Consider the following 20,555-nt stretch of genomic DNA (forward strand, 5'->3'; position numbering starts at 1 on the left):
TGAAACATTAAAAAATCTATTTGGAGAAATGAAGCAATTTTACAAATCAAAAAATTTACTTAGACTTTCATTTTTAGCAGCGATATTATTTTCGACAGCTACTGTTTCTAATTCTTGTAAAGACGATGACGAAGACGAGTTTCAAGACCACTTGGTACAGTTTGAGGCAAAAATAGTTAATGGCGGTACAGGTGCTAATCCTCCTCTAAGTACTTTCAAGACAATCATCAGCCAGGTAGGAATAAAGCAGGAACAATTATTTGACTCTCCTGGATTGGTTTGGACGAGCGGTGAGTTTTTTGTAAACTCTAGCCAGTCACAATTAAATCTAGCGGCAAATGCAAACCTTTTAAATACTGATTCTAAACTGATTGTTTCAATCTACATCGATGGAGAAGTTGCAAAAACAGATACTATTCAAGGTAGCGGGACTAAAAACGTTGCAGTAGCACATAGTTTCCTAGAATTATAATTAATATCAATTTATAATACAAAAAAGCACCTCTATACTGCAGAGGTGCTTTTTTTTGTGTTTTAGAATTTAATGTTTTATAAAAATATTAAATTCATTTCTGATAAGAGTTAGCAATTCTTTAAGTGAAAGTAATTCATCAACATTGGGATATATTTCTAAATAAGATTCAGGACTAAAATAGGTAAACTCATTTTCTACTTTACCATTTTTAATTTTCACATAAAAAGATGCCCCATCTACAATAGCAATTTTAGAATAAGATGAAAGCAATTCTCCGTCTTCAATCTGATATTCTTTTTTGACTGTTTTTAGTTTGTATTGAAACGCTTCCCATTGAGGAAGATGAATAACTTGAGTGTCGAGAATTTGCAACCAAATCATTTCCAGATTTTTCAAAGAATTTAATGTAGACTTCCTTGTCCTGATTGTTATTTCATCTTTATTATTTTTTGAAGCAACGGTGTTGTAAAATTCAGCTTTCCAGTTTTCATTGTCATCCTGATACAATCTAAAAAGTTCTAAACCGGTAGAAGTTTGGTAATCTTTATAAACCCGAATTTCCTGATTATTAAATTTTAGATTTTCAATTTTCAAAATTTTATCATATTTCAGGTTGTTTTGACTCAACAAAAAATTGAATGGGATAATCAGAAAGCAGAAAAATAAATATCGAGTCATAATTTTAATTATCTTAAATTTCTTACCGTCACTTCAGGTTTTTCACCTTGTGGAACAATAAAGATGGCATTATCATTAATAGTATCTCCGGAATCAAAATAATAACTTCCAATGACAGGAAGTATATTGGTAACCGATTTTCCAGACTTGTCGTATGCGGTGTAAGATACATTAATCAACTGGGTTTTCATTTTTAGTTGAATTTTTTTAGAGGTCAGTTTTGCTCCCGTAGCATTTACGCAATCGAGTTCTACAATTCCGGTATCCATTACAATTTGAGGATAAGAGGTGAGTCTTATATTGTAAGATTTGTCTGATGTATTTTTTACAGAAGCTGATACTTTGTAGCGGTCAAAGTTTTTTCCTCCGGCTTGTATACTTTCTTTGTTGAGAATGTTAAAGCTCACTTTCATTCCGTTGATATCTACAGTTTCTCCGTCAGATATTTTCTGGGCTTTAAAACTTCCGAAGCTTAAGAAGGTGAGAAAAAGAAACAGAGTAATTGAGTTTTTCATAGCTTATTTTTAAATTGGTTATTCGTTTAAATTTACAAAATAAAAAGCTTCTGAATTCTTAATGTTCTAAATTCTATATGATTGGCTTTAATTTTTTATAATCAGTTTTTATATAACTCTCGCAGATTACAGAGATTAAGCAGATGGAAAATAGAGATATTAATCTGCTTAATCAGCAAAATCTGCGAGAATTAAATAATTTTTCAATTAAACAAACTCTGAATTAAAATTATTTGATTTCCGCAATCCACTCTGCACCGCTGATATCAGTCAATTTAATCATTGAAACTTTTCCGGATAGAGAAGAATTATCTTTCAAATCAATCATTAAATCAGCTTTTGCACCTAGGGGAATAATTAAACTGTGCTTTCCAGGCTTTACTTTTGCCACATAATGATTGTGAATTTTTTCTTTAGAAAACTTTGAAAGCTCAACGCCATTCATTGATTGAATCACTTCCCCATTTTCATTTAATAACTCGATTCCGATAAGAAAAGAGCCGTACACATCGACACCTTCCGTTCTGTAAACCTCAAACTTTACCTGCGACGGATTGATTTTTATATTGGAAATTTCCACCTTTGGTTTTACAGATTTATTATGCAGCGTTCCAAAAACACCCCCATGAAAATACTGATTGGTGTATAAGGTAAGTCCAAAAATAAGCAGCGAACCTACAAGTACAAAACGTTTAATGTTTTTAAGAGGGAGTACACCAGAACCCAGATAAGTAAACCATTTTTTATGGGTGAAACGGTATCCTTTATTTTTAAAATAGTGGTCTAAAGAATAAGTTCCACTGCCTGTAAGAAAAAGGGTGAAACCGCAGGCGATTCCCAAAACTCCGATTTGCCATTCGTCTAAACAGGTTGTTCCTATCCAGCCAGAACCGAGTAAAATCCCCATTGCCAAGGCAAAAACTCCTGCAGCCATTAGTCTTGTGAACAAGCCTAGGATAATAAATAATCCTACAATAGCTTCAATGATGGTAAAGCTTACCATGGAAGTATGAAGAGCATCCGGATGAGTCACCAGATATTCAATAATGGGTTTTATTCCTAAAGCATTGGGTAAAAAATGATTGAATTTTTCGCCAATATATCCGGCTTCATCGGGAATGAGTTTGTTTTCAAGGATGAGTCTGCGCCAGAAAGCCGAAAAGTAGGTCCAGCCAATTACAAGGCGGATTGATAATGTATATAAACCAGCCATATCAGCAGGCTGATTGGTCATATTTTTTGTCATTAAAGTTTATTTTAAAAGATTGATTGTGAAAATTGATTTAGAACTAAGTCTAAACAAGATTCAATTTCAAACGTTTAAATAAAATATACTTTGGAGGACTGTTCCCGGAAGTGTTTCCAGAATACGATTTTTGAGAAAAAGTATGCTTCTCAGAATTTAAATTGACCGATTGTAAAAAACCAGAAAATGGAATTTGTTTAAACTTAAAATCAGATTTTGAAACTGAAACTTTTGTAGAAGAATGAAAACTCTGGCAACCAGAAAATGAGGATGCTGTAGTTTTTATTTTATTAAGAGCACTGATGTGCTGGATATCAAAAATGTCCAAAACCTCCCTCTTTAATGAACAGGGAGATAACGAAAACGCTACAGCAAGCATTATTACAATGGCTCTGTATATTTTCATATGGGATTTTAATTTTGACATCGTTACAAAACTACGGTTTTCAAAATTAAAAGTGCTACACTCAAAAAAATATTTGAAAACATGATATTGAAGCACGCCATCACAACTTCCATATTTCTTATCTTTGTCTCTCTTTAAAGCAATAAAATACCCTTACTTCAATTGAAGAATCTTAAATATTATTTAGCCGCCATTTTTGCATTTGCAACTTGGGGAACATTCAGTCTGGTTTTAAAACCACTGCATTCGTATGCTTCTTTAGATATTCTTTTTTACAGAGTGTTTAGTTGTGCCTTGATTATGTCGGTTGTTACCATTCTTTTCAGAAGAGCAAAGCTTAAAAATAATTTGAAATATTTTCAGAGTATTTCACAGAAAAGTAAATACAGAACAATAGGTTTAAATGTTTTAAGCAGTATTTTACTTACGGGAAATTGGTTTTCGTTTATTTATGTGATGAATCATATCAGTGTGAGAGCTACCTCTGTTGCTTATCTTGTATGCCCGATTATCACAACGATTCTTGCTTTTTTTATTCTTCGCGAAAAACTGACAAAACTACAATGGCTTTCGGTGATTTTAAGTGGGGTAGGATGTATTCTGCTGTCGTATTCCAATCTTCTTGATATGTTGTACAGTAGTTTGATTGGCGCTACTTACGCCTGTTATCTGATTGTTCAAAGTACCAATAAGAAATTTGATAAGTTTCTGGTTCTTAACTTCCACATGATTTTGTCAGCACTCATTCTTTTGCCGTTTTTTCCGAAATATTCGGGAACTATTCCTACCGATTTTACTTTCTATTTTTATATTGAAATCATCGCAATAATGTACACCATTGTTCCATTATTGTTGAATTTGTACGCATTATCGGGAATTGCCTCATCAAAAGTAGGCATGATTCTTAATATTAACCCGATTATTGCCTTTATTTTAGCAGGAGCAGTTTATCATGAAGCGCTTGGAGGTTTGCAAATCCTATCTTATGGAATCATATTTTTGGCGGTTATTATTTTTAATGCAAAAGAAATTTTTAGACTAAAAGCAACAACAGCAGGATAAATATTTAAAGTTAAATCAAAAAATATCTCGCTGATTTTACAGATTGAGCAGATTTATTTCTATGCTTTTAATCTGCGAGAATTATATCAAACTAATTGGACGAAAATCAATAATAAAGAAATCTTTTAAGATTTAAAGGCTTTTTTGTGTATAATTCCCCATTTTTCCAATTCTTCAATAACGGGTTTTAGTTGAGAACCGATTTCTGTTAATTCATATTCAACCCTGGGAGGAACTTCTGCAAAAACGGTTCTTGTGATAATTTTATCTTCTTCCAGTCTTCGCAGTTGCAGCGTAAGCATACGTTCTGTAATATTTCCTAAGCTTTTTCTGAGTTCTCCGAATCTGAGTTTCCCATTAATCAGATAACTGCAAATGGCCAAAGACCACTGCCCGCCAATTAATTTTGAAGCATACAGCTCGGGACATTCATCGATGAGAGCTTTCTTATTGGCAAAATTGGTTGAAGTTTCCTTTATTTTAGTCATTACTTACATTTTTTATAGTACCATACAATGGGTTGCTAATGTACAAAATGTAAGTTACACCTATTATTTTTGTAAAAGAAATTTAAAATATGAAAACATTAGTAATCGTTACTCACCCAAAAATGGAAGAGTCGTTAATCAACAAAAGATGGGTGGAAGAATTGAAAAAGTTTCCCGAAAAATATACAGTTCATCAACTATATGAAAATTATCCTGACGAAAATATCGATGTTAAGAAAGAACAGAAATTGGTTGAAGCGTATGACAAAATTATTTTCCAGTTTCCGTTTTATTGGTTTAGCAGTCCGCCATTATTGAAAAAATGGCTGGATGAAGTTCTTTTACACGGTTGGGCATATGGAAGTAAAAGTGGATTTAAAGTAGGGCAAAAAAAGATTGCTTTGGCAGTATCGGTAGGAGTGGATGATGAAGATTACAGCGCCGAAGGAAAATATAAATACACAATGATTGAATTGTTGAGACCTTTTGAACTGACTTTTGAATATATAAAAGCAGATTACAGAGAACCTTTTGTTTATTATGGAATGGAGCATACTCCTTCCCCAGAATGGATTGAGAAAAGTGTTCCTTTATATCTTGATTTTATCGATAAATTGTAAAAATAGCTCAATAAAACAAGCTGCTGACAGACAGTTGTCAGCAGTTTGTTTTATCTTAGCCTTTCCAACAGAAAAAACTATTCTCATGAGTTATTGTTCAGCAGTCGAAAGAATGCAGCCCGAAAGCAGAAAAGAGCTTCACAAAAAATATCACGACAATCATTACGGTTTTCCGATTCATGATGATAATGAATTGTTTGGAAGATTGATTATGGAAATCAATCAGGCAGGATTGAGCTGGGAAACTATTTTAAAAAAAGAAGAAAGTTTCAGGAAAGCGTATGATAATTTCAGCATACAAAAAATCGCTATTTACACAGAAGAAGACCGTGAAAGACTGCTCAGTGACCCAGGAATTATTAGAAATAAACTAAAGGTAAACGCTGCCATAGAAAATGCCAAAAGGATTATAGAACTTCAAAAAGAGTTCGGTTCTTTTGAAAAATGGCTGGAACATCATCATCCCAAAACGCTGCAGGAATGGATGAAAATTTTCAAAAAAACATTCAAATTTACCGGCGGAGAAATTGTAAATGAATTTTTAATGAGCATTGGTTATTTAAAAGGAGCTCATGCAGAAGATTGTACTGTGAATGAGGAAATTTTGAAGCATAATCCGATGTGGCTTGTAGATTGAGGTTAAGGTTAAGAATTTTTTTTGGATTTTATTCAATAGGAATGGGCTTCAGCCCATTTTTTAAAGTAACATTCAATTCGGCTTTAGCTTAAACTTATTTTAATGAATATTTTCTGCTAAAACATATACAGAACATTTCCCAACATCTTGTATGTATATTTTTTTGCTAATTATTTTTACAGATTTTTTGTTGGTTCCATATCCTCCACCCATTTTAAACGCTACAATGGTTTCAATAATTATTTTCTGATCCTTCTTATAAATTACACCGTAAAAACTAGAAGATGACGACCTATCTAATAATTGATAAGCTGAATGGATATTTTCTGCATAAAACTCATCAACTTTTCCATTGTCGTACAGGATGAGATAGTCTTCATATTTTTTAGGGTCAGAACCTCTGTGTATTTCAAGTTTGGGAAATATGGGCTCAAAATCTCTATGGGTAATGTATGTACCTTCCATTACATATAGTTTGTTATAAACCGTTCCTTCAATTGGATGATTACCAAATTTAGTCACTTTTTTTAAAAGCTTATTTTCTATATTCTGAACAGATTGGCAAGAAAGAAACGAAAAACAGAAAACACACCCTATTATATTTAAGAATTTTATCATTTTATAAAAGTATTTATTTGTTAATCGTTATTTAAAACCTGTAATTAATTTAAAATTAAAGTAATAAACTAGAATTTATCTGACTTTGTATTCTTTTAATTATCATCGTAATAATTCTTTTATTAAAAACTTTACTATCAGATTGATACTCTTTCAATTCCTCTAAAGTAAACATTCCTATGGTCATCCCAATAAAAATGTTTTTTAACCCGTTGTCTTTCTGAATGCTTTGCTCTATCATTACATTTTTTTTAGGAGTAGATAAAGATTTAAAATCTGCATTTTGACGAATAGCATAATTAATAAAAAGTGACAGATACAAATCATTTTGCAGCTTTAAAATAGGTCGCAAAGTTTGGTTCTGAAAAACTTCTGTAGAAGTTGCATTTTCTGAAATGGGAATATTTAAAGACTGTCTTAAATCAATTTTAGTTGCCATGATTTATATTGATTTCGATTATTTATAGTGTAGATAAAATTTATTCTCAAAAATCTCTTGTGGGTCATATTTTCTTTTCAGTTCAAAAAAAGAATCAGCCTGAGGATAGACTTTTCTCATTTTTGCTTTGTTGATATGAAGACGGTAGGGAAGATAAAAAGTTCCTTCATTTTTTATGGTCATGTCGACTAATTTATTTGTCAATATTTTCATTGCATTTTCCTGTTGTGTCGTTTTTTTCTGGTTGAATAGTAAAACAAAACCGAAAACATGTTCTCTTGCATAATTCATGTAGCTGTCTTCATCTTTATCTACGGCTCGAATGGTAATGTTGAGAAGGTCAACTTCAGAATCTTTTAAAATAGGCCTTATATCTTTTATAAACTGGTTGAATTTTCTTTCAGGAATAAAATATTCATGTAATAAATCTGTCGAATTGGGGTCTTTATTTTCTATCAGCGAAACATGACCATTTAATAATTCGTTGCGGGTGAAAACTGAGTTGTTTAAAATAGTATTCATTCCGGTTTCCAAATCCCAGCGAAGTCTTTTACCATATTCACTGTCTACGCTACTTCTGAAAATAACTCGCCTTATTTCTTTATTTTTTGTGTGTTGTTGGTCAAGAGAAAGGGCTTTAGTATTAGATTTTTCAAAATAGATGATGGTCGCTTCATCCAGAAATTTCTTGTCTGAAATTCTCAGTCTTCCGAAAACCAAATTTACATTTTCATTCTCTGTGATGTATTTTTTATAATAAGAAACATATTCGTCAGAGTTCATGGCGACCGATTTATATTTCAAAGCAACATTATCTACTACTTTCAGTTTTACATCCAAAATAATCCCGAAAAGCCCATAACCACCGATAACCAGTTTAAATAATTCAGGGTTTTCTTCGCGGCTGCAATTGATGATTTCTCCTTTGTCATTCATTAAAGTAAAAGAAACCACACTTGAAGAAATCGGCGGAAGGTTTTTTTGCCATCCATGTCCGTTTACACTCATCGAACCGCCAATAGAGAACGAACTAAAAGCCTGCATTACTGCCACAGATTTTCCATATTTGTCTAAATAATTAATCGCATCTTCCCACAAAGCTCCCGAACCAATCGTTAAAATATTATGTTTCTGGTCGAGTTCCATGTGTTTGTAAGGAAGCATATTGAGAAGAATCCCTTTGGGATAAATGGAATGTCCGCCCATGCTGTGTTGAGCTCCTGCAATCGAAATTTTCAGATTTTTTTCTCTAGCATATTGTATAACCTGTTTCAGTTGACTGATAATCTCGCTTTTGGCTTTGGGAACTGCAATTAAAGTATCAATTTCGGTAAGATTGAGCTGACTTGCATCATTGGTAAAACCTTTTGGAGTTTCGGTTTTAATATCTTGTTCTTTCCATTTTGTTTTTAAAATGTGAATAACCGGAACCGCAAGAAATATAAGAACGGTTACAATTCCAATAATAAAAAGATACTTTTTTTTCATCTTCGGTAGAATAATAAGGAACGAAAATAGGGAAAATATTTTTGCTAAAAATATAAAGTGAATGTCCGTCTTTAAGCATAACGCTAAAATCAGCAGTCGTTTTGTCATTCCGTAGGAATCTCAACACACTGAAAATGGATTAGTTTAGATTGACTTCGTTGAACCACTACGTTAGGTTTCCTGCGGAATGACAAACAAACTGTTAAAAATTAAGTTATTATTAATTACGGACAGACATAAAATATAATATCCTCATTTTCATATTCAAAAAATCACTACTTTAGTTTAACCTAAAACACACAATAAGGATTATTAAATACATTAACATTTAAAATCATAAATGATGTGAATTACAAATTTAAACAATGTGCATTTAAACAATGCAAAACTGATATCTATTCTTGATGCAATTACCGTTCTTGAAACAGAACTGGCAAATTTCAACTTCAATCTTTCACCGAATCACTCCTCAAAACAACCGAATCGTTTTGGTCCCGAACCGGAAATTTGTGGTTTTTAATTGAAATGATACGATTTGAAGCCAAATGGTTTTTGTAATCAACCTGAGTTCTTGGATAAAGAAGGTTCTATAATTCAATAGGAATGGGCTTTAGCCCATTTATGTGAAGTGATATACATTTGGCTTTAGCCGAAATCTAATTCTAAGTTTCGGCTAAAGCCTTTGTATGCTCATTATTTGAAACATCGGGCTAAAGCCCGCCGCTATTGATACTTAAAACGAGCGAAAGTTTCAAGTTCGTGTCTGCATTGAAAGCACAAGCGTGACGCTTGCGGGTACGATTTTAAATCAGATGTTTTCTGTAATTAACCTGAGTTCTTGGATAAAAAAGGTTCTATAATTCAATAGGAATGGGCTTTAGCCCATTTATGTGAAGTGGTATACATTGGGCTTTAGCCGAAATCTAATTCTAAGTTTCGGCTAAAGCCTTTGTATGCTCATTATTTGAAACATCGGGCTAAAGCCCGCCGCTATTGATATTTAAAGCTGGAGTGAGCTTCAAGCTCGTGTCTATTTTGAAAGCACAAGCGTGATACTTGCGCTAGTGGGGGTGGATTTAATGTTAAAAAAACTCAAACCCTAAAACACTCATACTCTCCAACCCAAAAACTCACCCCACCGTCGGCGTATTCTCCTCCTTCAAAATCTTTTTCTCTTTCATGGCGACCATCATTCTTTCGTATTTGTATTTTTTCCAGTCAAATTGGTTGAGGAAATCGAGGGCTGCAACAAATCCGGCATTGAAGAGCTGTTCTTTTTCTTCTCTTTTCATAAAGAAATTGAGCCAGTTGCTGGTTCCGCAGTTGACGGTTTTTATGCTGTAGAGATTGTAAAATGAATATTTGGTAAGGAAAGATTTATCATTAAAACCTTTTAATGTTTCAATGATATTTCCGGCGTAGGAGAGCGGCGTTTTAAGGATTTGTTCGCTTGTTTTTCCTTTCTCCTCTAAAATTGCTGAATCGCTGGTTAACTGCACCCCAAAAAGAGGGAGCCTGGTATAGAAAATATCCGACATATGAAAAAGGTCGATTGGAAAATTGGAAATACTTCCACCATCGATAAAAATTCCGACTGGGTAAATGTCTTCTTTGGAGGTATTCATCCAGAATTTCCAGGCATATTTTACAGAATCGTCGTCTTTGTTGATAAGTTTTTGCATGGGTTCAAAAAAGAAAGGAACAGACATCGAGGCACGCACAAATTCTGCCGGACTAATGTGTTTAAGCTCTTCTTCAGACCAATACAGATTAGCCATCGTGGGAAGTTGTACCTTTATTTTAGCATTGATATCGGTGGTGATGACAATATATTCAGATTTTAGCTGATAAAACGGATTGTTTTTATAGTAGTCATTGTTTTCGATGCTTTCAAAATAAATTCTGTATCGTGTTTCATCAATGTGTTCCAGATTATTCATTTTAATTTCTTCAATTCCGTTGAGCGCATTGGTGTAAAACTCCATTCCGTTGCCGTAACGGTAATTGAGGTTGAGTTCGTGCTCTTTTTGAATAAACTTTTTGTTGAGCTCGGCGACCGTTTTAATTTCAAATTGGTCGAGCACATTTTTCATGGTGTCTTCAAAAGCATTTCCAGGATTCAGTCCGCTGTTGCTTTTCGTGAAATTATAATATAGCTTTTTGAAAATTAAAAGGATTATAATCAAAGGAATCAGAGGAATTAGAAAATACAGTTTGGCTTGAAGCGTTGTTTCTGAAGATAAAATAAAGGGTAAACTGATTAATCCAACGGTAAGAACGACGGCGATGATCAAATTAATTTTAAAGAAATTCTTATTGTTGAGCATTGCATGAATGATGCTTTTGATATAGCTTTTTCCATCCATAAAATCAGCAAAATTCCAGTTGAAAAGTATTTCTTTAATGACTTCGCTTTTGGCTTCTTCTTTGGTTTTGCAGGCAGCAATCAGCATTGTATTAATTGCTCCAGCGCTGGTTCCCGCAACTTTCAAAAAACGGATTCCGAAAATTTCAAGTCCGTACAGATAACCCACCAAAGCGCTTCCCCAAACACCGCCGCCTTCCTGTACAAATTCTACATATTGGTTTCCTTCGGCATCAAGAAGGTCTGAGAATTCTCTTTTCGAAATGTTTTCGTGCAGTGCTTTCAGTTTTTCTTTGGATTCAGTAGAGAGTGTTTCATCTTCGAGGATTTGGTTTAATGTTTCTGTATTCATGATTTTGGTGTGGTGTTTTGATGGTTAATCGCAAAGGCGCAAAGGTTTTTGATAAAATTATAGTGTTTTTAAGGCGCAAGAAAATCAAAGATTTTCAAAATATTCTCTATTAATTTGTGAATATCCGTCTTTAAGCATAACGCTAAAATCAGCAGTCGTTTTGTCATCCTATGTTTGCAAAACAATAAATTTAAGGAATAATAGAGAGGTAAGGGTAAAGAATAAAACTACAAATTGTCATTAGTCTTGAAGACAGTCCGGAATGTAAGTTCCTTTACCCTTTACTACAAAAGCTTGAACAGATCATTAGGTTATAAAGCCTGCATTCAGGATAGATAAGCAAGTATAGTATTTCTTCTCGGTAAAAAGTATTGTATGTGTAAATTTATAGGAATTGACATTAGTAAGCAAACATTTGATGTTAGTTTTTCTGAGAACAAAAACTGGCGACATCAGATTTTTGAGAACAAGGTTTCAGGATTTAAGAAATTGCTAAAACTGATAGATACGGAAGATTGGATTGTAATGGAAGCTTCAGGAAGTTATTATCTTCCTTTGGCAGAGTTTTTAAACAAGCTGGGGATGCAGGTTTGCGTTGTGAATCCTTTGGTAATAAAGCGATTCTCACAAACCAACCTGTACCGCGCAAAAACGGACAAGAAAGATGCCCAAACGATTGCAGAATATGCTGAAAAATATGAATTGAGGAAGTGGAATCCTGCGAGTGAAAATGCCAACAAACTCCGCCAACTGTATAGTCGGAAAGAAATGTTATTGAAACAGGTTCATCAGAATGCAAGGCAATTGGAAGCCTTTACATCCAGTGGTGTTTTGGATAAATTTTTGAAAATGGAGATCAGTAATTCCATCAAATATTTAGAAAATAAAGTATTGAAGCTGGAGAAGGAAATGGACAGGCTTTCGTTGGAGGAATATTCGGAAACTATGGAGAACCTGCAAAGCATTCCTGGAGTAGGAAAACAAACGGCGATGATGATGTGCTTGATAACGGATAATTTTGAGAAGTTCGACCATTACAAGCAACTGATTGCCTTCGTCGGATTCAGTCCGAGGGTTTATCAAAGCGGAACGAGTGTTCGGGGAAGGGGACATATTTGCAAAATGGGCAAGGCTCAAATCAGGAAACTGCTTTACCTGTGGAGCTGGAGTGCAAAAAGATGGAATTCTAAATGTAAAGAAATGTACGAACGGCTAAAAGCAAAAGGCAAACCGGAGCGTGTCATCAAAATTGCGATTGCAAACAAGCTGATAAAACAAATATTTGCCATTGGCAAAAGCAAGGAAAAATATCAGGCAGATTTTTGTTAAATAATTTGCATATTAACACAGATCATTCCGGAGGAATCTCAACACACTGAAAATAAATTAGTTTAGATTCCTGCGGAATGACAAACAAACTGTTAAAAATTAAGTTATTATTAATTACGGACATTCATAATTAATTTTATCTTGATAAAATCTTTGCGCCTTCATAGTTTTAAGTTTTAAAATTTCCTTGCGCCTTAGCGTTTAACCAACAATGTTACAATTACCATTGCTTTCTTCTAGCATAAATAAAAGTGCAGATTACAATCACCCCCATTACGCCGAGAGTATAAAAGTATCCGTGTTTGGTATGCAGTTCAGGCATATTTTCGAAATTCATTCCATACAAACCTGCAATAAAAGTAATCGGTAAAAAATAGACGGAATAAATCGCTAAAACTTTCATGACCTGATTGGCTTTCTGGTCAGACAACGCCAAAAACATCGAAATTAAGTTGGTGATCTGAATGTTGAGGTGGTCAAAATCGGCAACCACATCTTTGTGTTTATCTTTTAAATCAACGACTTCAGAATCCTCTAAATTAAGCAGTTTAAATTTATCAATTGCATCAGTAGAAATCGTTAAAACTCTTGAATTTAAACCTGATTTTCTTTTCAGTTTATACAGCCTTCGGATTTGATTGGTGTGATTGGTATTTTTAAGGAAGATTTCGTTTTCTATGTTATCCATTGTTTCAAATAAACTCAGCGATTCATCATCGAAACTTTTCATAATGACCACAGCAATTTTTAAAGCAATTTTTTCAGGAGAACAAATTTCCTGACGGGAAGAAAGTTCTTTTTTGGTTTCAGAAATACTTCTGGTTTTCATTCTGTGAACTGTGATAATCGTATTATCTAAAAGGAAAATTCCAATTTTGGTACTGATGTCACTAATGGTGTTGAGGTTTTTTCTTTCAAGCTCGGTGCTTTCACGCAAAAGGAAAAATTTTACGTTTCCGTCGGCTTCATATTTTGGTAAGTGATTGGGGTCTAAAGTATCTTCAAGAAGGAGGTTGTTGATTTCGTATCGCTCATGAAGGTACTTCATATCTTCTTCTGTAGGTGCTTCTACATCTATCCATTCGCATCCCGAATCTCTGTAAATTGTATCTATAGGCATAAAGTAAATTTACTGTTATATTTGAAATTCTATGTATGAAATAAATTTTATCTTTACTAAAATTAGAAAAAAAAGAGATGATTAAAAGTACAATAAAAGGAATTGGATTTCACGTTCCGGATCATGTTGTCACCAATGATGATTTATCGAAACTGATGACCACCAATGATGAGTGGATTACGGAGCGAACGGGAATTAAAGAAAGAAGACACAGAATAAACAGAAACGATGCTCAGGAAACGACGGCCTATCTTGGTTTTAAAGCCTCAGAAAAAGCTTTAGAAAAAGCTGGTTTAACGGCAAAGGATATTGACTATATTGTTTTTGCAACGCTTTCACCTGATTATTATTTTCCGGGATGTGGCGTTTTGCTTCAGGATATGTTGGGTTGCGATACCATAGGAGCTTTGGATGTGAGAAATCAGTGTTCAGGTTTTGTGTATGCAATGAGTGTTGCGAATGCTTTTATTAAATCTGGAACCTATAAAAATATCTTGGTGGTTGGAGCTGAAATTCATTCTTTCGGACTTGATTTTTCTGATGAAGGAAGAGGTGTTTCAGTCATTTTTGGAGATGGAGCAGGAGCAATTGTACTTTCTGCAACAGAAAATGAAAATGCAGGTGATATTTTAGCGATGAATATGCATTCTGAAGGAAAATATGCCGATGAATTGTGCACGCAGTTTCCAGGTTCTAAATACGGTTGGAGCGACAGGATGAGAAAAGAGCCCGAAAATGTGACCAATAAAGAAGTATACCCGATTATGAATGGGAATTTTGTTTTCAAACACGCGGTAACAAGATTCCCTGAAACGATGCAGGAAGCTTTAGATAAAGCAGGAAAAACCATTGAAGATTTGGATATGTTTATTCCGCATCAGGCGAATTTGAGAATTGCACAGTTTGTACAACAAAAATTTGGCTTGCCAGACGAAAAAATTCACAATAATATTCAAAAATACGGTAATACAACGGCGGCTTCTATTCCGATTGCTTTAAGTGAAGCGATAGAATTAGGAAAAATAAAAAGAGGAGATTTAGTGCTTCTTTCTGCTTTTGGAAGCGGTTTTACTTGGGGAAGTATTTTGTTTGAGTATTAATCTACTACAAAATAAGGATTTGAAGTTCGTCATTTCGAGTAGGTTTTGAAGAAAACCGCATCAAGAAATTTTATATTATCGAGGTTCTCGACACGCTTCGCTACTCGAACTGACGTGACACATAAAAAATGCCACGAATTCACGAATTTAATTATTAAATATTTATTCGTGCATTCGTGGCAAAAAACAAAAATCCGAAAAACTTATGTGTTCTTCGGATTTTCTATGTTTTAAAATTAAAGATTACAAAGTCTTCAATAATTTTTCTGTGTCTGCAGTATCTTCACCTGCTGCTTTTCCTAGGTCAACTGATTTTTGCGCCCAGATTTTAGCATTTTTCTTATCTCCAATCTTGTTGTAAAGGTTAGCTAAAGTATCAGTATTTGCATAGCTTTCTTCTTTTTTTACCGATTCTTGAGCCCATTTTACAGCAGTCTCCAAAGAAGCTTTCGTTGTCACATTTTCAAAGAAATTCCAAGCTAATGAATTAAGTTGATCTGCACTAAGAGCTGAAGTATCTTTATTCAGTTCAATAGTTATTTTTTCATAAGTTGCAAAATCTTTATCTTTCAATGCTCTGCTTGCTTTTACTCTTTTCAAAAGGTTTTCTGCTTCATCTTTAGTCATGAATTTCTGAGTTTCTGCAAGGAAATAAGCTTCATCCAATTTTTTAGTGGTAGCATTATAAGCTTTCGCCATTACCGTGTTTACTTTCACATTTTTATCCATTGAAGCATATTGCTGCTCAGGAAGCATTTTCAAAATGTCAGCTTTTCTTTCAGTGAAAATTCTGTAAGGTGCACCTTCAGTACTTTTCATTGCCTGAAAAAGAAGACCTAGATTATCTCTTGTCAACTCAGGCTTTCCTGCAAAATAACGCTCAATTACTTTGTTTGAGAAATCTGTATCGCTATAAATTGTAAGATTAGCAAGGTTTAAAAGAAACTCAGCGTCTTTTTCTCCTTTTTCAAATTTTTGCTTTAAAGCAGTTAATCTTTTATTAGGATCACCTGCATCCATAGCAAACTGAATGAAATCTTTCTCTTCAACGTATCCAATGGTTCTGTGCACTTCCTCACCGTCACCGTTGATGAAAAGATAAGTAGGGAAAACTTTTACATTGAATTTTTTTGCCAACTCAATACCTTCACCTTTTTCCATGTCGATTTTAGCATTTACAAAATTTGCGTTGTAATAATCACCAACAGGTTTTAGCGGGAAAATATTTTTCACCATCAACTTACATGGGCCACACCAAACTGCATAAGCATCAATAAAAACAAGTTTGTTTTCTTTTTTTGCTTTCGCTAAAATGGTTTTGAAGTTACTGCCTTCTTCAAACTTAATTCCTTGTGCAAATGCAAGTACTGCAAAGAAAAGGAATGATAATATTGCTGTTTTTTTCATGAATTTTTTTTGTTGGATACAAATGTAATAATTAAGTTAAATAATTATTCTCTTTTTAATAAAAATAAGAAGGCCATCTTAAAAATAATTTAAATATAAAATCCGTAGAATTTTTTCTACGGATTTTATGCTTATCTAGAACCTCCTACAGAGGTGTTGGGTTTTGTTTTTTTACTTCCATAATCGGTGGGTGATGCGGCAGTATCTCGTAATGCTTTCGGGGTATCTGTTTCCGCTTTCGTAGGCTCAGAATGCTCTGCAGCTGAGGTTGCCGATATGTTAAGCAAAGAATCTTTATTATGATTTTCTTTATACGCTTCTCTGTTTTCTTTTTTATCTGCGCAGCTTCCTAAAGTTACTAAACCTAAAAGCATTGCGAGTCCTAGTTTCTTCATAATATTTTATTTTTATAGTGTTTACAAAGATTGTCAATTATCATTCCGAAAACTGTGAATATTATATTAAAATTCAATATTTTTTATTGAAAAGCAGTTGATGGTATTAAAAGTCGTAGTTCTACTACAAGAAATCGTAGAATTACTACAATTTTCGAAATAATAGTTTAAAAGTTTTAAAAATATTTTTAGGGTATCTATCTTTGGGTTATAGAAATCACAAAAATACTAACGATTTAAAATTTACTTATTATGGCAGCAAATTCAAGAGGAATCTTAAAATTCAACGGCAGCGAAGGTCAAAAATTATTAAAACTGAACTACAGCGTTTCAAGATCTACGGATGTTTCGGGTAGAGTAGCATCAGACCCATCCAATGCATTAATTAAATTAACGATTGAGGCAACAGAAAAATCTGACATCCTTGAATCATTATTAAATGGAAAATACAAGCCTACGTCAGGCGAAATTACATTCAACAAATCTCACGAAGAAGGAACTTTAATTACTTTAAATTGGGAAAACGGTTACGTGATTCAACACGAAGTAGATTTTGATGCGGTCGACCAAAACTCAATGTTAATAAGCTTTGTCGTAAGTGCAGAAAAAATTAATTATGGTAATTCTGCGTACGAAGGAATTTGGCCAACATCATAAAAAGCGTCAAAAATTATATAGACTCAACTAAAGACTGTCCCCAAAAGACGGTCTTTTTCGACTCATGAGGGTTTAAACTGAATCGTTTTTAGGGCAGCTTATCCTTCTTCCACTCCCGCTTTTTATTTTGTTGGCTTCGGCTTGGCTCAGCCAACAAAATAAAAGAGCTCCGTTCAAGCAGGGCTGCAATTGAGTCTGTTCTTAAAAAAGTCAGCACAAAGACAATTTCTTTTCACAATAGCAATCATTTAAAAGCCTGAATATGAATTTTATCCCTTAAAATTTAAATGAATAAATAAAATTTGGTATTGTTAAACTAAAATATTTAATTGATTGTTAAGTTTTAAAAATAATAATTTCAATGAGTTTTCTATCATAAATTGTTTTTTAGAATAGCACTTTGTTTTTCTTTTAAATCTTGCTAGATAATGCCTGATTCTGGAATTATAACCTTCAACGGTGAATGTTTCTGCTTTTGATTCACAATGCTTTTCTTCTGGAATTAATTCCGAATAGCTTTTCCAATAATCACTGCAAAAACCATTAATATCTCTATCTTTTAATCTGTCCCAGATCTCCTTGAAGGTTTTTGCATTTCTTTTCCCACAAACAAAATCGATGAAGCGTTTTCCCAATCTATCAATAGCAATCCACGTCCAGCAGTAGTTTTTTTATTTTGTACATAGCTGTGAATTTCATCCAATTCAACGATTTCTATAAACTCTTGGGATTGAGGTAAATAAGCCGATTCTCCCCATTTTTTCACCCATTGATAAACTGTTCCGTAACTTATATTTAACACTCTCCCAATCGCTCTAAAACCCTTCCCCTCCAAATACATCTCCAAGGCTAATCTCCTTTGCTCTAAACTTTTTACATCTGATTTACTTTCAACACTAAAAAAAACCACAAGATTTGCATTTATATCTCTGTAAACCTCGCGTAAAACCAGCTTTTACTTTATCTTCTGATTGGCATTTGTAACACTTCATAAAACTAAAATATAAAATGTAAGTATTCCCTCAGAAATAGTTTAGAGAATTTTGTATTTTAGCGAAATGGGAAGAAGTAATCGACTCTGCCATTACAGCTACATTTTGCTTGCCTGCCGCACCTCTTCCACGAACGCCTTTTTCTTGCTCTATCTCGCTAGATTCTACTGTAAAATAGGCTTCATCAAACTCAATCATACCCTCCAAAGTGTATTTTTCATCGCGCGCTCCCATTGCTTTTCGAAGTTTATGAACCATTGCCCAAACAAGCTCATAACGCTTCAAACCCAATTGTTTCTGAATCTCTTTAGAAGAAAACCCTTTCTTGGTAACACTCATCAGAAACATTGTTTTGTAACAAATTAAAAATGAGAGATTTGAGTTCTGCATAATGGTACCGCTCTTCAAAGAGGTTCTGCTGCGACACTTTTTGCACTCATAGCTCCAAATACTTTTAATCCAAAAATGTGCGTTGTGACCACATTTACAGATAACTCCGATTTCATCTCTTTGAATCTTAAAATGAATTCTACAATCTTCCTCTCTACCAAAATATGCCGTAAAACTAAATATATTTATATAAACACCTGAAGGTCAAGTAAATACGCTAAATTATGACTAATTACGGATATACATGAAAATTTTAAATTAAAATATAATAGATATAAAAACGGAAGAATTGAAAAATCTATTCAAAACCCAAAGAATGATGATGGGAATTATGCTGGTTAGTTTGCTTTTAGTTTTGGGGATCATGATTGTTTTTTAGACCGGTTAAAAGATTTATTTTAAAAATTGAACCTATAGAACACATTCATTGCAGTAAAGGTTTTGGCTTTATTAAAGTTGTTAGAGACCTTTAATCCTACAACCGATTTTTTCTCAATTCTATATCCCGCATTCAAACCTAATTGATAATTAAAATGACTCTTATCTTCTATGAAAGCAATTCCAAATCCAGTAAATCCTGATAATAGAATTTTCTTTTCTATATTATTTTCAAGACCAAAAACTAAATTGGCAAGATTTACATCTTTTGAATTAATATAATTGGTTTCCAAAGAATGTTTATTTTTAAAATGATATCCGACTGCAACATCGAAATCAAAAGCTGAAGTTTTTTTGTGCGCTAAAACTCCTGCTCCCGCAGATACATAAACTCCATTTTGTGCGAAAGCAAAAGAAGAAAGTATTAAAAATGATAGGACTAATTTTTTCATGTGTATTTAATTTGATTATTCTAATTATTTTTTTAAGTGAAAAATCTGAAACTTATATAGGTTATTTTCTCTTATGTTTATCTTCTATCCAATGAATCTAAAATTTTCTTTATGCCTTCATAATGTCCTGCTCCATAAATTAATGCTATTTTTTGCCTTGAATCATTTTTTATAGCATTCGCTATAAGATTATTTCGATAATTCAATACTAAAGTCTCATATGCTCCAGTATGTTTATTTTTTCTACATTTTGTATTATTTGAAACATCAGTCACTGCAAGATCGCATTCTTCTAGTTTAATCTCTCCATATTTAGACTCATAATAGTTAATTAGTTCATGAACTGTTGCATCCGTATTTGTACTATTATTATCGTTTAGTTTCCATTCAGAATAGTCAGGTTGAAAAACAATTTTAGTTTTTAATACTATTTTTTTTTCAGTGAGGATTGAATCTAATATTTTTTTATATCCTTCCTTTGGTAAAGCAAAACCAACAATTTTTCTAAATTTCATCAATTCTAATTTGTCAGAATTATTCATAATTACTTTTTCTGTGAAGAAAAAATAATTTAACTCAATTAATGAGTCTATCTTATTGTTAATATTTGTATAGAATTTTTCAGTTCCTGCATGGTGTATTGGTAAAAAGAGTATCTCTTTTTCCTTATATTTCATTTTTTTCACAGAAATATTATCATTATATATTCCTTGTTTTTGAAGTACATAATTAAATATTTGACTGCTACAGCTTAATATTGTAAAGTACAGAATTGAAAATAAGATAATCTTTTTCATTATAGGTGTTTTTAAATAGGATTTGTGCAAAGAAAAAACTTGAACTAAAGATTCGGACAAAAGCGAATTTCATCACTTGCTATTTTTAGTTGTTAAATACATGATAACAAAGAATATTACACTAGACAATACACATTGAAACGCAGCTC

22 protein-coding genes and 2 pseudogenes are annotated in these 20,555 nt (G+C 33.1%); 8 read left to right on the top strand and 16 right to left on the bottom strand.

Going from position 1 to position 20,555, the window contains the following annotated elements; translation table 11 throughout:
- The first annotated feature begins 28 nt into the window (after nucleotides 1-28).
- Nucleotides 29-472: a hypothetical protein gene (locus LO744_RS05835; protein ID WP_230667762.1), complete on the top strand. Its 444-nt coding sequence runs from the start codon at nucleotides 29-31 to the stop codon at nucleotides 470-472.
- A 69-nt stretch (nucleotides 473-541) separates the two neighbouring features.
- Here the strand turns inward: LO744_RS05835 and LO744_RS05840 are convergent, their stop codons facing one another.
- The 4 genes from LO744_RS05840 to LO744_RS05855 all read right to left on the bottom strand — a co-directional run bounded on the left by LO744_RS05840 (nucleotide 542) and on the right by LO744_RS05855 (nucleotide 3,320).
- Nucleotides 542-1,153, bottom strand: a complete 612-nt coding sequence (locus LO744_RS05840) for a hypothetical protein (protein ID WP_230667764.1) — start codon at nucleotides 1,151-1,153, stop codon at nucleotides 542-544.
- An 8-nt stretch (nucleotides 1,154-1,161) separates the two neighbouring features.
- Nucleotides 1,162-1,668: a hypothetical protein gene (locus LO744_RS05845; protein ID WP_230667766.1), complete on the bottom strand. Its 507-nt coding sequence runs from the start codon at nucleotides 1,666-1,668 to the stop codon at nucleotides 1,162-1,164.
- A 229-nt stretch (nucleotides 1,669-1,897) separates the two neighbouring features.
- Complete coding sequence (locus LO744_RS05850; RefSeq protein ID WP_230667768.1) at nucleotides 1,898-2,914, bottom strand: TQO small subunit DoxD; 1,017 nt, start codon at nucleotides 2,912-2,914, stop codon at nucleotides 1,898-1,900.
- A gap of 49 nt (nucleotides 2,915-2,963) precedes the next feature.
- A complete protein-coding gene (locus LO744_RS05855; protein ID WP_230667770.1) occupies nucleotides 2,964-3,320 on the bottom strand; it encodes a hypothetical protein in 357 nt (118 codons plus the stop codon).
- Nucleotides 3,321-3,482: 162 nt separating this feature from the next.
- Between LO744_RS05855 and LO744_RS05860 the strand changes: the two genes are divergently transcribed.
- Entirely contained in the window at nucleotides 3,483-4,382 is a 900-nt protein-coding gene (locus LO744_RS05860) for an EamA family transporter (protein ID WP_230667771.1), read from the top strand.
- 125 nt (nucleotides 4,383-4,507) lie between these two features.
- Here LO744_RS05860 and LO744_RS05865 read toward each other — a convergent pair whose 3' ends face one another.
- Nucleotides 4,508-4,870 (bottom strand): winged helix-turn-helix transcriptional regulator, encoded by a 363-nt coding sequence (locus tag LO744_RS05865; protein ID WP_230667772.1) that lies wholly within the window; start codon nucleotides 4,868-4,870, stop codon nucleotides 4,508-4,510.
- Nucleotides 4,871-4,959: 89 nt separating this feature from the next.
- On the opposite strand from LO744_RS05865, the gene LO744_RS05870 reads away from it, so the two are divergent.
- A complete protein-coding gene (locus LO744_RS05870; protein WP_230667774.1) occupies nucleotides 4,960-5,490 on the top strand; it encodes an NAD(P)H-dependent oxidoreductase in 531 nt (176 codons plus the stop codon).
- An 85-nt stretch (nucleotides 5,491-5,575) separates the two neighbouring features.
- Nucleotides 5,576-6,127: a DNA-3-methyladenine glycosylase I gene (locus LO744_RS05875; RefSeq protein ID WP_230667776.1), complete on the top strand. Its 552-nt coding sequence runs from the start codon at nucleotides 5,576-5,578 to the stop codon at nucleotides 6,125-6,127.
- A gap of 99 nt (nucleotides 6,128-6,226) precedes the next feature.
- Here LO744_RS05875 and LO744_RS05880 read toward each other — a convergent pair whose 3' ends face one another.
- The 3 genes from LO744_RS05880 to LO744_RS05890 are packed head-to-tail and all read right to left on the bottom strand — an operon-like array spanning nucleotide 6,227 to nucleotide 8,672.
- On the bottom strand, nucleotides 6,227-6,745 hold the full coding sequence (locus tag LO744_RS05880; RefSeq protein ID WP_230667778.1) for a hypothetical protein: 519 nt from the start codon (nucleotides 6,743-6,745) through the stop codon (nucleotides 6,227-6,229).
- Nucleotides 6,746-6,800: 55 nt separating this feature from the next.
- Nucleotides 6,801-7,184 carry a glyoxalase gene (locus LO744_RS05885; RefSeq protein WP_230667780.1) on the bottom strand — a complete coding sequence of 128 codons (384 nt, stop codon included), beginning with the start codon at nucleotides 7,182-7,184 and terminating at the stop codon, nucleotides 6,801-6,803.
- A gap of 18 nt (nucleotides 7,185-7,202) precedes the next feature.
- Nucleotides 7,203-8,672, bottom strand: a complete 1,470-nt coding sequence (locus tag LO744_RS05890; protein WP_230667781.1) for an FAD-binding oxidoreductase — start codon at nucleotides 8,670-8,672, stop codon at nucleotides 7,203-7,205.
- Between the two features lie 367 nt (nucleotides 8,673-9,039).
- Between LO744_RS05890 and LO744_RS05895 the strand changes: the two genes are divergently transcribed.
- Complete coding sequence (locus LO744_RS05895) at nucleotides 9,040-9,192, top strand: hypothetical protein (RefSeq protein ID WP_230667782.1); 153 nt, start codon at nucleotides 9,040-9,042, stop codon at nucleotides 9,190-9,192.
- Nucleotides 9,193-9,802: 610 nt separating this feature from the next.
- On the opposite strand, the gene LO744_RS05900 is transcribed toward LO744_RS05895, so the two are convergent.
- The gene (locus tag LO744_RS05900; RefSeq protein WP_230667785.1) at nucleotides 9,803-11,389 is read right to left on the bottom strand and encodes a patatin-like phospholipase family protein; all 1,587 of its coding nucleotides are present in this window, start codon (nucleotides 11,387-11,389) and stop codon (nucleotides 9,803-9,805) included.
- A 375-nt stretch (nucleotides 11,390-11,764) separates the two neighbouring features.
- Here LO744_RS05900 and LO744_RS05905 point away from each other — a divergent pair, with 375 nt between their 5' ends.
- Nucleotides 11,765-12,718, top strand: a complete 954-nt coding sequence (locus LO744_RS05905; protein ID WP_230667787.1) for an IS110 family RNA-guided transposase — start codon at nucleotides 11,765-11,767, stop codon at nucleotides 12,716-12,718.
- A 220-nt stretch (nucleotides 12,719-12,938) separates the two neighbouring features.
- Here the strand turns inward: LO744_RS05905 and LO744_RS05910 are convergent, their stop codons facing one another.
- A complete protein-coding gene (locus LO744_RS05910) occupies nucleotides 12,939-13,838 on the bottom strand; it encodes a magnesium transporter CorA family protein (protein ID WP_230667789.1) in 900 nt (299 codons plus the stop codon).
- Between the two features lie 77 nt (nucleotides 13,839-13,915).
- Here LO744_RS05910 and LO744_RS05915 point away from each other — a divergent pair, with 77 nt between their 5' ends.
- Complete coding sequence (locus LO744_RS05915) at nucleotides 13,916-14,938, top strand: 3-oxoacyl-ACP synthase III family protein (RefSeq protein WP_230667791.1); 1,023 nt, start codon at nucleotides 13,916-13,918, stop codon at nucleotides 14,936-14,938.
- A 243-nt stretch (nucleotides 14,939-15,181) separates the two neighbouring features.
- On the opposite strand, the gene LO744_RS05920 is transcribed toward LO744_RS05915, so the two are convergent.
- Nucleotides 15,182-16,345: a thioredoxin family protein gene (locus LO744_RS05920; RefSeq protein ID WP_230667792.1), complete on the bottom strand. Its 1,164-nt coding sequence runs from the start codon at nucleotides 16,343-16,345 to the stop codon at nucleotides 15,182-15,184.
- 131 nt (nucleotides 16,346-16,476) lie between these two features.
- On the bottom strand, nucleotides 16,477-16,740 hold the full coding sequence (locus tag LO744_RS05925; RefSeq protein ID WP_230667793.1) for a hypothetical protein: 264 nt from the start codon (nucleotides 16,738-16,740) through the stop codon (nucleotides 16,477-16,479).
- A 252-nt stretch (nucleotides 16,741-16,992) separates the two neighbouring features.
- On the opposite strand from LO744_RS05925, the gene tssD reads away from it, so the two are divergent.
- Nucleotides 16,993-17,397, top strand: a complete 405-nt coding sequence (gene tssD / locus LO744_RS05930; protein ID WP_230667795.1) for a type VI secretion system tube protein TssD — start codon at nucleotides 16,993-16,995, stop codon at nucleotides 17,395-17,397.
- Between the two features lie 311 nt (nucleotides 17,398-17,708).
- Here tssD and LO744_RS05935 read toward each other — a convergent pair.
- The 4 genes and pseudogenes from LO744_RS05935 to LO744_RS05950 all read right to left on the bottom strand — a co-directional run bounded on the left by LO744_RS05935 (nucleotide 17,709) and on the right by LO744_RS05950 (nucleotide 20,406).
- Nucleotides 17,709-18,389: pseudogene (locus tag LO744_RS05935) on the bottom strand (IS1 family transposase).
- An 81-nt stretch (nucleotides 18,390-18,470) separates the two neighbouring features.
- A pseudogene (locus LO744_RS05940) lies at nucleotides 18,471-18,968 on the bottom strand (IS1595 family transposase); the annotation flags it as partial.
- A gap of 209 nt (nucleotides 18,969-19,177) precedes the next feature.
- Entirely contained in the window at nucleotides 19,178-19,609 is a 432-nt protein-coding gene (locus tag LO744_RS05945; protein WP_230667797.1) for a hypothetical protein, read from the bottom strand.
- A gap of 77 nt (nucleotides 19,610-19,686) precedes the next feature.
- Nucleotides 19,687-20,406 (bottom strand): hypothetical protein, encoded by a 720-nt coding sequence (locus LO744_RS05950; protein WP_230667799.1) that lies wholly within the window; start codon nucleotides 20,404-20,406, stop codon nucleotides 19,687-19,689.
- Nucleotides 20,407-20,555 lie beyond the last annotated feature (149 nt).

Origin of the sequence: Chryseobacterium turcicum, from assembly GCF_021010565.1 — a bacterium.
GTDB classification, from domain to species: domain Bacteria; phylum Bacteroidota; class Bacteroidia; order Flavobacteriales; family Weeksellaceae; genus Chryseobacterium; species Chryseobacterium turcicum.

Excerpts from the sequence above, each read along its gene's own strand:
- LO744_RS05835 (WP_230667762.1), top strand. The coding sequence starts at position 29 with ATGAAGCAATTTTACAAATCAAAAAATTTACTTAGACTTTCATTTTTA.
- LO744_RS05840 (WP_230667764.1), bottom strand. The coding sequence starts at position 1,153 with ATGACTCGATATTTATTTTTCTGCTTTCTGATTATCCCATTCAATTTT.
- LO744_RS05845 (WP_230667766.1), bottom strand. The coding sequence starts at position 1,668 with ATGAAAAACTCAATTACTCTGTTTCTTTTTCTCACCTTCTTAAGCTTC.
- LO744_RS05850 (WP_230667768.1), bottom strand. The coding sequence starts at position 2,914 with ATGACAAAAAATATGACCAATCAGCCTGCTGATATGGCTGGTTTATAT.
- LO744_RS05855 (WP_230667770.1), bottom strand. The coding sequence starts at position 3,320 with ATGAAAATATACAGAGCCATTGTAATAATGCTTGCTGTAGCGTTTTCG.
- LO744_RS05865 (WP_230667772.1), bottom strand. The coding sequence starts at position 4,870 with ATGACTAAAATAAAGGAAACTTCAACCAATTTTGCCAATAAGAAAGCT.
- LO744_RS05870 (WP_230667774.1), top strand. The coding sequence starts at position 4,960 with ATGAAAACATTAGTAATCGTTACTCACCCAAAAATGGAAGAGTCGTTA.
- LO744_RS05875 (WP_230667776.1), top strand. The coding sequence starts at position 5,576 with ATGAGTTATTGTTCAGCAGTCGAAAGAATGCAGCCCGAAAGCAGAAAA.
- LO744_RS05880 (WP_230667778.1), bottom strand. The coding sequence starts at position 6,745 with ATGATAAAATTCTTAAATATAATAGGGTGTGTTTTCTGTTTTTCGTTT.
- LO744_RS05885 (WP_230667780.1), bottom strand. The coding sequence starts at position 7,184 with ATGGCAACTAAAATTGATTTAAGACAGTCTTTAAATATTCCCATTTCA.
- LO744_RS05890 (WP_230667781.1), bottom strand. The coding sequence starts at position 8,672 with ATGAAAAAAAAGTATCTTTTTATTATTGGAATTGTAACCGTTCTTATA.
- LO744_RS05900 (WP_230667785.1), bottom strand. The coding sequence starts at position 11,389 with ATGAATACAGAAACATTAAACCAAATCCTCGAAGATGAAACACTCTCT.
- LO744_RS05905 (WP_230667787.1), top strand. The coding sequence starts at position 11,765 with ATGTGTAAATTTATAGGAATTGACATTAGTAAGCAAACATTTGATGTT.
- LO744_RS05910 (WP_230667789.1), bottom strand. The coding sequence starts at position 13,838 with ATGCCTATAGATACAATTTACAGAGATTCGGGATGCGAATGGATAGAT.
- LO744_RS05915 (WP_230667791.1), top strand. The coding sequence starts at position 13,916 with ATGATTAAAAGTACAATAAAAGGAATTGGATTTCACGTTCCGGATCAT.
- LO744_RS05920 (WP_230667792.1), bottom strand. The coding sequence starts at position 16,345 with ATGAAAAAAACAGCAATATTATCATTCCTTTTCTTTGCAGTACTTGCA.
- LO744_RS05925 (WP_230667793.1), bottom strand. The coding sequence starts at position 16,740 with ATGAAGAAACTAGGACTCGCAATGCTTTTAGGTTTAGTAACTTTAGGA.
- tssD (WP_230667795.1), top strand. The coding sequence starts at position 16,993 with ATGGCAGCAAATTCAAGAGGAATCTTAAAATTCAACGGCAGCGAAGGT.
- LO744_RS05945 (WP_230667797.1), bottom strand. The coding sequence starts at position 19,609 with ATGAAAAAATTAGTCCTATCATTTTTAATACTTTCTTCTTTTGCTTTC.
- LO744_RS05950 (WP_230667799.1), bottom strand. The coding sequence starts at position 20,406 with ATGAAAAAGATTATCTTATTTTCAATTCTGTACTTTACAATATTAAGC.